Origin of the sequence: Streptomyces sp. CB01201, assembly GCF_002803085.1 — a bacterium.
GTDB classification, from domain to species: domain Bacteria; phylum Actinomycetota; class Actinomycetes; order Streptomycetales; family Streptomycetaceae; genus Streptomyces; species Streptomyces hundungensis.
Genome location: NZ_NNBJ01000002.1, coordinates 660,536 through 673,991 on the forward strand (window position 1 = coordinate 660,536; position 13,456 = coordinate 673,991).

General features: G+C 70.7%; 10 protein-coding genes and 1 tRNA gene. 8 read left to right on the forward strand and 3 right to left on the reverse strand.

The genetic code is table 11. From position 1 onward, the window contains the following. From CG740_RS07505 to CG740_RS07535, 7 genes are all read left to right on the forward strand, one after another. Window positions 1-705, forward strand: coding sequence for a transglycosylase family protein (locus CG740_RS07505; RefSeq protein ID WP_100574154.1), 705 nt, complete (start codon window positions 1-3; stop codon window positions 703-705). Between the two features lie 277 nt (window positions 706-982). After that, entirely contained in the window at window positions 983-2,269 is a 1,287-nt protein-coding gene (gene eno / locus CG740_RS07510; protein WP_053725044.1) for a phosphopyruvate hydratase, read from the forward strand. Between the two features lie 122 nt (window positions 2,270-2,391). After that, window positions 2,392-2,880, forward strand: a complete 489-nt coding sequence (locus tag CG740_RS07515; protein WP_100574155.1) for an FtsB family cell division protein — start codon at window positions 2,392-2,394, stop codon at window positions 2,878-2,880. A gap of 30 nt (window positions 2,881-2,910) precedes the next feature. Next, window positions 2,911-3,444 (forward strand): DUF501 domain-containing protein, encoded by a 534-nt coding sequence (locus tag CG740_RS07520; protein ID WP_100574156.1) that lies wholly within the window; start codon window positions 2,911-2,913, stop codon window positions 3,442-3,444. Further along, a complete protein-coding gene (locus CG740_RS07525; RefSeq protein ID WP_100574157.1) occupies window positions 3,441-4,355 on the forward strand; it encodes a Ppx/GppA phosphatase family protein in 915 nt (304 codons plus the stop codon). The genes CG740_RS07520 and CG740_RS07525 overlap by 4 nt, the downstream gene beginning before the upstream one ends. Window positions 4,356-4,746: 391 nt before the next feature. Next, window positions 4,747-6,135, forward strand: a complete 1,389-nt coding sequence (locus tag CG740_RS07530) for an NAD(P)/FAD-dependent oxidoreductase (protein ID WP_100574158.1) — start codon at window positions 4,747-4,749, stop codon at window positions 6,133-6,135. Between the two features lie 287 nt (window positions 6,136-6,422). After that, window positions 6,423-7,715 carry an SAM-dependent methyltransferase gene (locus CG740_RS07535; protein WP_100574159.1) on the forward strand — a complete coding sequence of 431 codons (1,293 nt, stop codon included), beginning with the start codon at window positions 6,423-6,425 and terminating at the stop codon, window positions 7,713-7,715. A gap of 92 nt (window positions 7,716-7,807) precedes the next feature. Here CG740_RS07535 and CG740_RS07540 read toward each other — a convergent pair whose 3' ends face one another. Next, window positions 7,808-10,339, reverse strand: a complete 2,532-nt coding sequence (locus CG740_RS07540; protein WP_100574160.1) for an ABC transporter permease — start codon at window positions 10,337-10,339, stop codon at window positions 7,808-7,810. 414 nt (window positions 10,340-10,753) lie between these two features. Next, entirely contained in the window at window positions 10,754-11,524 is a 771-nt protein-coding gene (locus CG740_RS07545) for an ABC transporter ATP-binding protein (protein WP_100574161.1), read from the reverse strand. Window positions 11,525-11,969: 445 nt separating this feature from the next. Here CG740_RS07545 and CG740_RS07550 point away from each other — a divergent pair. Beyond that, window positions 11,970-12,051: transfer RNA gene (locus CG740_RS07550), tRNA-Leu, on the forward strand. A gap of 135 nt (window positions 12,052-12,186) precedes the next feature. Here CG740_RS07550 and tal read toward each other — a convergent pair. Further along, window positions 12,187-13,302 carry a transaldolase gene (gene tal / locus CG740_RS07555; protein ID WP_100574162.1) on the reverse strand — a complete coding sequence of 372 codons (1,116 nt, stop codon included), beginning with the start codon at window positions 13,300-13,302 and terminating at the stop codon, window positions 12,187-12,189. Window positions 13,303-13,456: the final 154 nt, after the last annotated feature.

The following is a 13,456-nucleotide window of genomic DNA, read 5'->3' on the forward strand; positions in this document are numbered from 1 at the left end:
ATGCTGCTTTCCGGCAAGGGCAAGCACCGCCGCCCGTCCAAGGCCGTCCGTGTCGCCACGCTGGCCGGTGTCACCGGTGCCGCTGTCGCCGCCCCGCTGATGGCGGCCGGCAATGCCTCCGCCGCCTCCGTGTCGACCTGGGACGCCGTCGCCCAGTGCGAGTCCGGCGGCAACTGGTCCATCAACACCGGCAACGGTTACTACGGTGGCCTCCAGTTCTCGAACTCCTCCTGGGCCGCCGCCGGCGGCACCCAGTACGCCGCGCGTGCCGACCTCGCCACCAAGGGCCAGCAGATAGCCGCGGCCGAGAAGCTGCTCGCGATCCAGGGTCCGGGTGCCTGGTCCTGCGCCGGCGCCGGCAACCTGACGTCCGGCGGCTCCAAGGCCGACGTCGACACCTCCGGCTCCTCCTCTTCCTCTTCGCACTCCGCGAAGCCCTCGAAGCCGAAGCAGCAGGCCCAGCCGCAGCAGAGGTCGCAGAAGTCCGAGCGCACCGAGTCCGCGCCGGCCAGCCGCGGCGAGCAGCGCAGCCAGCCGGTCCAGCAGGGCGACGGCGAGTACACCGTCAAGTCCGGCGACACCCTCGGCAACATCGCCACCGCCAATGGAGTCAAGGGCGGCTGGCAGAAGGTGTTCGACCTGAACAAGGAGATCGTGAAGGACGCGAACCTGATCTTCCCGGGTCAGAAGCTGCACCTGAGCTGAGTCCGCACCACCCCCTGATCGCCCCGGTCCGGCGCGCATTCCCCCGTACGCGCCGGGCCGGGGTTTTCGCTGTCACCGCCATGGCCCGGGGCTGCTACCGGGCAGTAGGGTTGTGGCCCTTTGCCCGGGAATCAGGGTCCTTGGGCCCTTTTTCGTCCCATGGGGCGGGCACTCGGCTGGCCGGAGCCCCGGAGCCGGTTAGGCTCTTGTCGCAAGGCGAAGCGACCCGCGTGGCCCTGCACCTTGCGTCACATCTAGCGTCACATCCCAGAAGGAGATGCTCGTGCCGTCCATCGACGTCGTCGTAGCCCGGGAAATCCTGGACTCCCGAGGCAACCCCACGGTCGAGGTCGAGGTCGGCCTCGACGACGGCAGCACCGGTCGTGCTGCCGTCCCGTCCGGCGCCTCCACCGGTGCCTTCGAGGCCATCGAGCTTCGCGACGGTGACCCCAACCGCTACGGCGGCAAGGGTGTCGAGAAGGCCGTCCTCGCCGTCATCGAGCAGATCGGCCCGGAGCTCGTCGGCTACGACGCCACCGAGCAGCGCCTGATCGACCAGGCCATGTTCGACCTGGACGCCACGGACAACAAGGGCTCGCTCGGCGCCAACGCCATCCTCGGCGTCTCGCTCGCCGTCGCGCACGCCGCCTCCGAGGCCAGCGACCTGCCGCTGTTCCGCTACCTGGGCGGCCCCAACGCGCACCTGCTGCCCGTCCCGATGATGAACATCCTCAACGGTGGGTCGCACGCCGACTCCAACGTCGACATCCAGGAGTTCATGATCGCCCCGATCGGCGCGGAGTCCTTCTCCGAGGCCCTTCGCTGGGGTGCCGAGGTCTACCACACGCTCAAGGGCGTCCTGAAGCGCAAGGGCCTGTCGACCGGCCTCGGCGACGAGGGCGGCTTCGCGCCGAACCTGGAGTCCAACCGCGCCGCCCTGGACCTCATCGTCGAGGCCATCAAGGAAGCCGGCTACGCCCCGGGCAAGGACATCGCGCTCGCGCTCGACGTCGCCGCGTCCGAGTTCTACAAGGACGGCAAGTACGAGTTCGAGGGCAAGTCCCGCTCGGCCGCCGAGATGACCGAGTACTACGAGGAGCTCGTCTCCGCGTACCCGCTGGTCTCCATCGAGGACCCGCTGTTCGAGGACGACTGGGCCGGCTGGAACACCATCACCTCGCGCCTGGGCTCCAAGGTCCAGATCGTCGGTGACGACCTGTTCGTGACCAACCCCGAGCGCCTCGCCCGCGGCATCGAGGAGGGCTCGGCCAACGCCCTGCTCGTCAAGGTCAACCAGATCGGTTCGCTGACCGAGACCCTGGACGCCGTCGAGATGGCCCAGCGCAACGGCTTCAAGTGCATGATGTCCCACCGCTCCGGCGAGACCGAGGACGTCACCATCGCCGACCTCGCCGTCGCGGTGAACTGCGGCCAGATCAAGACCGGCGCCCCGGCCCGCTCGGACCGCGTCGCCAAGTACAACCAGCTGCTGCGCATCGAGGAGATCCTCGACGACGCCGCGGTGTACGCCGGCCGCAGCGCCTTCCCGCGCTTCAAGGGCTGAGCAGGCCCCATCGGCTGAGCAGGCTGAAGGGCTGACGCCCTAGCCAGTCGTACGTACGTCCCCGGCCGCGGTCCCGTACCGTGTCCGGGGACGTACGTGTGTAACGGGGAGGCGCGAGAGCGATGGGCAACGACGCCAAGGTCAGGGACCGCGACCGGTTCTCCACCGCGGCCCGGCTCAAGGTGCTCGGCGAGCAGACCGCGGCGCGCGTCTACCGCTCGCAGAACAAGCGCCAGGCCCGACGGTCCCGGCTCACCGGCCGGGCCGCGCTGCTCGCGCTCGTGCTGTGCTCGCTGATCGTGGCCCTCGCCTACCCGATGCGGCAGTACGTGTCGCAGCGTGCCGACATCTCCGACCAGCAGCGCAAGGCCGCCGACGCGCAGCAGGCGGTCGAGCGGCTGCGGGACGAGAAGGCGCGGCTCCAGGACGACGCGTACATCGAGAAACTGGCCCGCGAGCACCTGCACATGCAGTTCCCGGGCGAGACCGGCTTCACCGTCGTCGACCCGGACGCGGCGAACAAGCACCGCGAGGACAAGGGCGCGACCAGCCGCGCCTGGCACTCCAACCTCTGGGACGGCGTCGACAAGGCCGACCGTCCCGCCAACTGACCACCGCTAGCGATAGAGACCGACCCAGTCATGGAAACGCCCCCGCCCCAGACCGACCGCACCGAGCCCACCGACGCGGACATCGCCGCCTTCAAGCAGCAGTTGGGCCGCCCGCCGCGCGGTCTGCGCGCGATCGCGCACCGCTGCCCCTGCGGCAACCCGGACGTCGTCGAGACGGCCCCGCGCCTGGAGGACGGCACGCCCTTCCCGACGACGTACTACCTGACGTGTCCGCGTGCCGCGTCCGCGATCGGCACCCTTGAGGCCAACGGCGTCATGAAGGAGATGACGGAGCGGCTATCGAGCGACCCCGAACTGGCCGCCGCCTACCGCGCCGCCCACGAGGACTACATCGCGCGCCGCGACGCCATCGAGGTCCTGGAGGGCTTCCCGAGCGCCGGCGGCATGCCGGACCGGGTCAAGTGCCTGCACGTGCTGGTCGGCCACTCGCTGGCGGCGGGCCCGGGTGTGAACCCGCTGGGCGACGAGGCGATCGCGATGCTGCCCGAGTGGTGGGCGAAGGGCCCGTGCGTGACGCCGTGCGGCGAGGGGGACGGCCAGTGACGCGCGTCGCCGCCATCGACTGCGGTACGAACTCGATCCGCCTGCTCGTCGCGGACGCGGACCCGGCGACCGGCGAGATCACCGACCTGGACCGGCGGATGACCATCGTCCGGCTCGGCCAGGGCGTGGACCGCACCGGGCGGCTCGCCCCCGAGGCCCTGGAGCGCACGTTCGCGGCGTGCCGCGAGTACGCGGCGATCATCAAGGACCTGGGCGCCGAGCGGCTGCGGTTCGTGGCCACCTCCGCCTCGCGCGACGCCGAGAACCGGGACGACTTCGTACGGGGCGTCCTCGACATCCTGGGCGTCGAGCCCGAGGTGATCTCGGGCGACCAGGAGGCGGAGTTCTCCTTCGTGGGCGCCACCAAGGAACTCGACGGCGACGACGAGTACTTGGTCGTCGACATCGGCGGCGGCTCCACCGAGTTCGTGGTCGGCTCCGCGGGCGTCGAGGCGGCCCGCTCGGTCGACATCGGCTGTGTGCGGATGACCGAGCGCCACCACCCCGGGGACCCGGCGACGCCCGAGCAGATCGGCGCGATCCGCGCCGACATCGAGGCGGCCCTGGACCTCGCCGAGCGGACCGTGCCGCTGCGCGGGCCGCGCACGCTGGTGGGCCTGGCGGGTTCGGTCACCACCGTCGCCGCGATCTCGCTCGGCCTGAGCGCGTACGACTCGGCCGCCCTGCACCACGCGCGCATCTCCTACGAGGAGGTCGCCGCGGTCACCGGACGCCTGCTCGCGGCCACCCACGCCGAGCGCGCCGCCATCCCCGTGCTGCACCCCGGCCGGATCGATGTGATCGGGGCCGGAGCGCTCGTCCTGCTGGCCATCATGGAGCGCACCGGCGCCCGTGAGGTCGTGGTCAGCGAGCACGACATTCTGGACGGAATCGCCTGGTCGATCGCCTGATCGCGGTCCGTGGCAGGGCCGTTCGGGGCCCACACCGGGACTTTCGGCCGGGCCCGGCGAGAAAGTTCGTGAAGTTCTTCACAAGGAATTCGGGCCCTTGGGTCGAAGAATGTGGTCCGAGTACCGCTTTCCGAGGTCCAAGGGCCCGTTCCGTGGGGCATCCACACGGTGATGACCGTGTTACGCCTACGTTTCCCACGGCAGTGGTCCACCGGGCGGGAAGGCCGGGAGGCCAGTTCAGAAGGGGTGTACAACGCTCGCCCCTACACCGTGGTTCCCTTCCGGCGCCATGACCTCGGTCACGTGGGCCGCGCAGTGTAGCAGAGCCCCCTGCGATCCTTGTGAAGGGGCGCACGAGCAGGGGGTCATCGGCGGGTGGATACTCGATGGCATGAGCACCACGGAGCGTCCCAGGATCCTCGTAGTAGGTGGCGGGTACGTAGGCCTGTACGCAGCGCGACGCATTCTCAAGAAGATGCGTTACGCGGAAGCGACCGTCACGGTCGTCGACCCGCGCTCGTACATGACGTACCAGCCCTTCCTCCCCGAAGCCGCCGCAGGCAGCATCTCGCCGCGTCACGTCGTCGTCCCGCTGCGACGCGTCGTGCGTGGAGCCGAGGTGCTCACCGGGCGGGTCACCAGCATTGACCAGGACCGCAAGGTCGCCACGGTCGCGCCGCTCGTCGGCGAGGCCTACGAGCTGCCCTTCGACTACCTGGTCATCGCGATGGGTGCGGTCTCCCGCACCTTCCCGATCCCCGGTCTGGCCGAGCAGGGCATCGGCATGAAGGGCGTGGAAGAGGCCATCGGCCTGCGCAACCACGTTCTGGAGCAGCTCGACAAGGCCGACTCCACCACGGACGAGGACGTCCGCCGCAAGGCGCTGACCTTCGTCTTCGTGGGCGGCGGCTTCGCCGGCGCGGAGACCATCGGCGAGGTGGAGGACATGGCCCGCGACGCGGCCAAGTACTACACCAACGTCAAGCGCGAGGACATGCGCTTCATCCTGGTCGACGCCGCCGACAAGATCCTTCCCGAGGTCGGCCCGGAGCTGGGCCGCTGGGGCAAGGAGCACCTTGAGGGCCGTGGCATCGAGATCTACCTCTCGACCTCCATGGACTCCTGCGTGGACGGCCACGTGGTGCTGAAGAACGGCCTTGAGGTCGACTCCAACACGATCGTGTGGACGGCCGGCGTCAAGCCCAACCCGGCGCTGTCCCGCTTCGGCCTCCCGCTCGGCCCGCGCGGCCACGTGGACGCCCAGCCGACGCTCCAGGTCACCGGCACCGACTACATCTGGGCCGCCGGCGACAACGCCCAGGTCCCCGACCTCGCCTCGCGCAAGGCCGGCGTGGAGAACGCCTGGTGCCCGCCGAACGCCCAGCACGCGCTGCGCCAGGCCAAGGTCCTCGGCGACAACGTGGTCTCCGGCATGCGGGGCTTCCCGCAGAAGGAGTACGCGCACTCCAACAAGGGTGCGGTGGCCGGTCTCGGCCTCCACAAGGGCGTCGCGATGATCGTCATGGGCAAGATGAAGATCAAGCTCAAGGGCCGTCTCGCCTGGTACATGCACCGTGGCTACCACGGTCTGGCCGTGCCGACCTGGAACCGCAAGATCCGGGTCCTCGCCGACTGGACGCTCGCGATGTTCCTCAAGCGCGAGGTCGTCTCCCTCGGTGCGATGGAGACCCCGCGCGAGGAGTTCTACGAGGCGGCCAAGCCCGCTCCGGCTCCCGCGGCCAAGGTCGAGGACAAGCCCGAGAAGGCCAAGGCCTCCTAGCTCCACCTGCGTCACCAGCTCTACCCCGAAGGGGCCGTCCGCCATCCGTGGTGCGGGCGGCCCCTTCGGCGTGCCCGGGGATGCGGTGGGCGGCCGGGGCGCGGGCGCTCGCTTCGGCATGCCCGCGCCGAAGCGGCGGGGGGATCCGGACAGAGGCGTTTTCCGGCCAAGAAGATGGCATATACAGCCATCCTGTCACTCCCTTGCGCGGTAGCGGGATTGCCGCGCGCCCGGGCACTGTTGTGCAGGGTGCTGAGACATTTCTGCGAGATACGGAGGTGTGCGCGATGGCCCAAGCGGCGCTGCGGCTGACCGCTCTTGCCGAGGCATTGCTGGGGGAGGCCCTCCCGGTGCGGATCCGGGCCTGGGACGGCAGCGAGGCGGGCCCGCCCGGCGCTCCGGTTCTCGTCGTACGCCACCGGCGCGCGCTGCGACGACTGCTGTGGAAGCCGGGCGAACTCGGCCTGGCCCGCGCCTGGGTGGCCGGCGAGATCGACGTCGAGGGCGATCTGTACGGGGCGCTCGGCCGGCTGGCCGGGCTCATCTGGGAGCGCGGCGGCGAGCCGAAGGACTCCGTGCACCCGGTGCTCGACCCCAGACTCCGCGCCGCCGCCAAGGAACTGGTGAGACTGGGCGGCGCCCTGCCCCCGCCGGCCCCGCCCGCCGAGGAGATGCGCCGCCGCACCGGCCGGCTGCACACCCGGCGCCGGGACAAGGAGGCGATCAGCCACCACTACGACGTCGGCAACGACTTCTATGAGCTGGTGCTCGGCCCCTCGATGGTCTACTCCTGCGCCTACTGGGAGAGCCCCGACGCCACCCTGGAGGACGCCCAGCGCGACAAGCTCGACCTGGTCTGCCGCAAGCTGGGCCTCCAGGAGGGCGACCGGCTGCTCGACGTCGGCTGCGGCTGGGGCTCGATGGCCATCCACGCCGCCCGCGAGTACGGCGCCCGGGTCGTCGGCATCACGCTGTCGCGCGAGCAGGCCGCGTACGCCCGCAAGCGCATCGCCGAGGAGGGCCTCACCGACCGGATCGAGATCCGGGTGCAGGACTACCGGGACGTCAAGGACGGCCCGTTCGACGCGATCTCCTCCATCGGCATGGCCGAGCACGTCGGCTCGGTGCGGTACGCGGAGTACGCGGACATCCTGCACGGCCTGCTCAAGGACGGCGGGCGGCTGCTCAACCACCAGATCGCGCGGCGTCCCGAGCGGGACGAATCGGCTTACGAGATAGACGAGTTCATCGACAAGTACGTCTTCCCCGACGGCGAGTTGGCCCCGCTCGGCCATACGCTTGCCGCCCTGGAGGAGGCCGGGTTCGAGGCCCGTGACGTCGAACCGATCCGGGAGCACTACGCTCTGACGCTGCGTCAGTGGGTGGCCAACCTGGAGGCGGACTGGCGGCGCGCGGTGGGCCTCACCAGCCCCGGGCGGGCCCGGATCTGGCGGCTCTACATGGCGGCCTCGGCGCTCTCCTTCGAGCGCAACCGGATCGGGGTCAACCAGATCCTGGCGGTGAAGACCCCGGAGGGCGGCGCCTCCGGCATGCCGCTGCGGGCCCGCAGCTGGAACTGAGCCCGGCCGCACGGCGACGCCGAAGGGCCCCGGGAGGCGAGCTCCCGGGGCCCTTCAACTGCCCTTGATCGGGCGGGTGTTGGCGGTGTCTGCTACTCGGTCTTGATGGCGGTGAGCATGTTGAGCCGCGCCGCGCTCCGGGCCGGCCACATGGCGGCCAGCACACCCACCAGGGCGGCGAGCAGCAGGAAGATGCCGATCCGGTCCCACGGGATGACGAGAGCGTAGTTCGGGATGGAGCTCTTGATCGTCTGGCCGATGGCCCAGGCGAGGAAGGAGCCGAGCCCGACGCCGATCACCGCGCCGAACAGCGAGATGACGACGGCCTCCAGACGGATCATGGTCTTGACCCGGCGGCGGTCCAGGCCGATCGCCCGCAGCATGCCGATCTCCTGCTGGCGTTCGAACACCGACATCGCCAGGGTGTTGATGACACCGAGGACCGCGATGATCAGGGCCATGGCGAGCAGGCCGTACATGATGTTGAGCAGCGTGTTGATCATGCCGCCGAACTCGTTGCGGATGTCCTGCTGGTCCATGATGCTGATCGCCGGGTTGTCACCGAGCGCGCTGACCAGGGCCTTCTCATTGGCGCTCGTGGCGCCGCCGTCCGTCTTGACGAAGACCTGCGGGATGTACGGCTGGGGGTCGTGCGGGGCGAGCACCGTGGTCGGCACGAGCACGGTGTCCAGGAACTCGTTCTCCTTGAAGGTCGCGCCGATCGTCAGCCGGCCCTTCTTCTTGTCGCTGAACTCGACCGGGAGCTCGGAGCCGGGCTTCCAGCCGTGCTTGGCGGCGGTCTTGTCGTCGACGGCTATCCGGCCCTGGCCGAGGCCGGCGAGCGAGCCGGCCACCGGCTCGACGTTGATGACCTTCTCGATGTCGCCCGGCGTCACCCCGGCCACCGACTCGTCGATGCCGCCGAGCTTGATGTAGGAGGACTGCTTGGGGGAGACCGCCGCGACGCCGGGCGCCTTGCGCAGCGCGGTCAGGACGTCCTTGTCGAGCCCGGAGCCGCCGGCCGCCATCTGGACCATGTAGTCGGCCTTGATGTTGTCCGTGGTCATCTTGTCGATGGCCGTGCCCAGCGTGACGCCGAGCACCGAGAGGCCGGTGACCAGGGTCAGGCCGATGGCGAGCGCGGAGGCGGTGGCGCCGGTGCGGCGCGGGTTGCGCACCGCGTTCTGGCTGGCGAGCTTGCCGGAGACGCCGAACACCTTGCTCAGGGCGGGGCGTACGAGGGCGATGACCGGGCGGGACAGCAGCGGGATCAGGATGATGATGCCGACCAGGGCGAGGAAGGCGCCGAGGCCGATGATCATCTTGCCTTCCTTGCCGGCGGCGGCACCGGCCACGATGGCGGCCGCACCGGCGAGGGTGATGACACCGCCGATCGAGTTCCGCACCACCAGGGACTTGGTGGTGGCCACGCCGTGCACGCTGTTCATCGCGGCGACCGGCGGGATCTTCGCGGCACGCCAGGCCGGCAGCAGGGCCGCGATCACGGTGACGAGGACGCCCACGGCGAGCGCGGCGACGACCGGCGTGGCCGAGATGATGAGCGGGCCGTCGGGCAGCTTGGCGCCGAAGGCGCCCATGGCGGACCGCAGCCCGGTGGCGAGGCCGAGGCCGAGCGCGTAGCCGATCACGGAGGCGACCGTGCCGACCACCAGCGCCTCGGCGAGCACCGAGCGGCGGACCTGGCCGCGCGAGGCGCCGACGGCACGCATCAGGGCGAGCTCACGCGTGCGCTGGGCGACCAGCATGGTGAAGGTGTTGGAGATCAGGAAGATGCCGACGAACAGCGCGATGAGGGCGAAGACGAGCAGTGTCTGGTTGAGGCCGCTGAGGCCCTTCTCGATGTCCTTGGCCTCCTGGTCGGCGAGCGCCTGGCCGGTCTTGGCCTCGGCGTCCTTCGGCAGCAGCGGCTTGACCTCGTCGAGAATCCGCTGGGCGTCGGCACCGGGGGCGCCGGCCACGCTCACGTTCTGGAAGTAGCCCGGCTTGAGGTAGAGCTGCTGGGCGACGGCGGTGTCGAACAGGACGAGGCTGCCGCCCGCGTTGACCTGGCCGTCCTCGGTGGTGAAGATGCCGGCGAGCTTGTACTGCTTGACCGGGCCGTTGGTGGCCACCCGCACGGTGTCGCCGACGGCGTACTCGCCCTTGCGGGCGGTGTCCTTGTCCAGCGCGATCTGGTCGTCCTTCACCGGGCCCGAGCCCTGGGTGAAGGTGTACGACGGGTCCTTGCCGTCCTTGCCGGGGGCGTAGTTGCCGCCCTTGTTGGCCCAGCCCTGCCCGATCAGCTTGCCGCCGGTGTCGGCCACACCGGCGAAGCCGTCCACCCGGCCGATGGCCGACGCGACCCCGTCGAGCTTCTCGATCTTCTGCAGGGTCTGCTTGCTGACACCGGGCTCCCGTTCGGTGTCGTCACGGCTGGTGTACGTGCTGACGGCGACGGCCACCTTGTCGTAGCTCTTGGACGACTGGTTGCGGAAGGCGCTGCCGAGGGTGTCGGTGAACACGAGCGTGCCGGACACGAAGGCGACGCCGAGCATGACGGCGAGCACCGTCATCAACAGCCGGGCCTTGTGCGCGAGCACGTTGCGCAGGGCGGTTTTGAACATGGGGTTTCTCAGTCCTGGAGAGTTTCTGGGGCCGGCCCCTCCGGGGGAGGAGGTGCTGGACGGGTGCGGGCCGTGGGTGGCTGGTCGCGCGGTTCCCCGCGCCCTTCAACGCCTTGTCGCGGGGCCCGCGCGGGAATCCTCAGGCCGTGCGGCTGGTGGACGCGGGCCGGCATGGGGCGTTTCAGCCCGTCCGGCGATGGAGGACGAGCGCCGTTCAGGCGCGATCCCGGGTCCGGGGCGGCGTCCCGAGGGGGTGCAGGGGGAGGAGCCTCCCGCGGTACCGGGTACCGGGTACCGGGTGCGGGGCCAGACGACAACCGGCCGGGGTGCGGGGGCCGGAGCCCCCGCCGGGTTGCCGCACGCGGGCGCGAGGAGCCAGGGGGGTGCGGGGGCAAGGCCCCCGGCGGCTCGGGGTCAGCTGGTGCGGCCCTTTGCGTCGAACGCCTTCATCCGGTCGAGCACCCCGTCCGCGCTGGGCCGCAGCATCTCGTCGACGATCCGCCCGTCGGCCAGGAATATGACCCGGTCCGCGTACGACGCGGCGACCGGGTCGTGGGTGACCATCACCACGGTCTGCCCGAGCTCGCGCACCGAGTTGCGCAGGAAGCCGAGGACCTCGGCGCCGGAGCGCGAGTCGAGGTTTCCGGTCGGCTCGTCGCCGAAGATGATCTCCGGCTGGGAGGCGAGCGCGCGGGCCACGGCGACACGCTGCTGCTGGCCACCGGAGAGCTGGGTGGGCCGGTGGCCGAGCCGGTCGGACAGGCCGACCATGGCGATGACCTGGTCGAGCCACTCCTTGTTCGGCTTGCGGCCCGCGATGTCCATGGGGAGCGTGATGTTCTCCAGGGCGGTCAGCGTGGGCAGCAGGTTGAACGCCTGGAAGATGAAGCCGATCTTGTCCCGGCGCAGCTGCGTGAGCTGCTTGTCCTTGAGCGAGCCGAGCTCGGTCTCACCGATGCGGACCGAGCCGGAGCTGAAGGAGTCCAGACCCGCGACGCAGTGCATCAGGGTGGACTTGCCGGAGCCGGAGGGGCCCATGATCGCGGTGAACTCGCCCTGCCGGAAGTCGACCGTGACCTGGTCGAGCGCGACCACCTGGGTCTCGCCCGTGCCGTAGACCTTCGACAGCTCGACGGCGCGGGCGGCCACCGCGGTGGCGCGGTGTGCGGTGGGGGTGGTGGTCACGGAGGAACTCCTGTCGATGCGGCTTTCGGGGACTTCTCCATCCTTCCTGCCGCCCGGCGCCCGATCGTCAGCCCCTGTACCCGTTCACTGGCCCTCTTGAGTCGGACGGAAGTACCCCCGCACTCCTCCTGAGGTATGACGGCACCCCTGAGGCGCGGCCGGATCCGAGGCGTACTCCACCCACGCTCCGGGCCGGCTCCGGCGGGGCCTGTCAGCATCTGTGCGAAGGCGGTACGGGGCATCGACTTTCCGTCATTCCGCGTTCGTATATCGGGATACCCCGGACGCCCTGCCAACCGCCTCCGGCATGTGCCAACACCGCTTTGAGCTGTGCTGACACACCCTCAGGCGTCAATAAAATAAGACAACATCGGGTGGTTGTTCCGCTGTTCGGGGGATGCGTCGGGCTAGGCTCGTCCCGCGAAACGCGGAGCCGCGCGCCCTTGCCCGGATGGTGGAACGCAGACACGGCGAGCTTAAACCTCGCTGGCCTTCGGGCCGTGCCGGTTCGAGTCCGGCTCCGGGCACTCACCTTTTGCGCTGAACGAGCTCCTCGCGCACGGAGCACACCCGTCGTGGCCGGCGTTCCGGCGCGGTGTTCCGCACCGGCGCCGGCCGCGTCCGCCGCGTCGCCGTCCGGCCGGGCCGGACGGGCCCGCGGGTCAGGCCCGGGACTTCTCAAGGGACGCGGTGACGACGTCGAGCAGACGCTGCCACGAGGCCAACGCCTCCTCGTGGTCGGCCGCTTCGAGCCCGCGCGCCAGGTCGTCCAGCGCGATGCCGAGAGCCGCCAGGGAGTCGAGCGTCTGCCGGACCTCCGGCCCGATCGCGCCGTCCCGCTGGATGCTCTGGGTACGGCCGTGGTCGGCGACCGCCCACAGGAGCTGCTCGGGCATGGCGGCGACGGTGCCCGGAGCGAACAGGCCGTCCGCGTAGTGGGTGTCGCGGTACGCGGCGTCGTGCACCGTCGTCCCCGCCCACAGCAGCCGCTGGCGCCGGGCCCCGAGCCGTGCGTAGGACTGCCAGGCGTCGCTCTCGTACGTCGCCCGGTGGCGCGCGAGGACGAGCCGGGCGACGGCCAGGGCCGCCTTGCCGCGCAGCTCCTGTGCCGGGCCGGTGGCGAGGGCGTCGAGCCGTGGATCCACCGCGCGGGCGATCGGGCCGACGTGGAACGACACCACGGAGTGGATGCGGGCGAGCGGCCGGCCCGCCCGCGCGGCCAGCTCCAGGCCGGCCAGATGCGCCTCGGCGACCTGCTGGTAGCGCTCGGCGGAGAAGACGGGCGTGGCGTTGACCCCGATGCCCTCGGCGACACACGCGGTGATGGACTCCAGGCCCGAGTCGGTGGCCGGGATCTTGATCAGCAGGTTGGGCCGGTCGACCTCCCGCCACAGCCGCCGGGCCGCGTCCACGGTCGCCGCGCTGTCGTCGGCGAGCCGGGGGTCGATGTCGACCGATACGAGACCGGTCGTGCCGCGCCGTGCCAGGTGGACCGGCATCAGTACGTCGCAGGCGGCTCGGAAGTCGTGGCCCGCCAGTTCCCGGATGGCCTGGTCGGCGGAGACGTCACGGGCCGCGAGCCCGCGCAGCTGTTCCGCGTAGGAGGAGCCGGTGCCCACCGCGTGGAGGAACAGCGCCGGGTTCGTCGTCACACCCGAAACACCCCAGTCCCGGACCAGGGCGGCCAGGGCGCCGCTGCGCAGGAGGAAGCGGCTGACGCCGTCGAGCCAGAAGAGGATCCCCGCGTCGGAGAGCTGGCGCAGCCGTTGCGCGGTCATCCGGTGTGCCCGCAAGCGGTGACGCGGTGGTGGCGCGTGTTCCGGGCGCCGGCCCGGGAGGTGGGGTCGGGTTGTGCGGTCACCGTGCGGTCAGGGCTCCTTCGGACTACGGCTGGGTCGGACAACAGGTGCGGGGACGCCGGGTGCCGGCTCC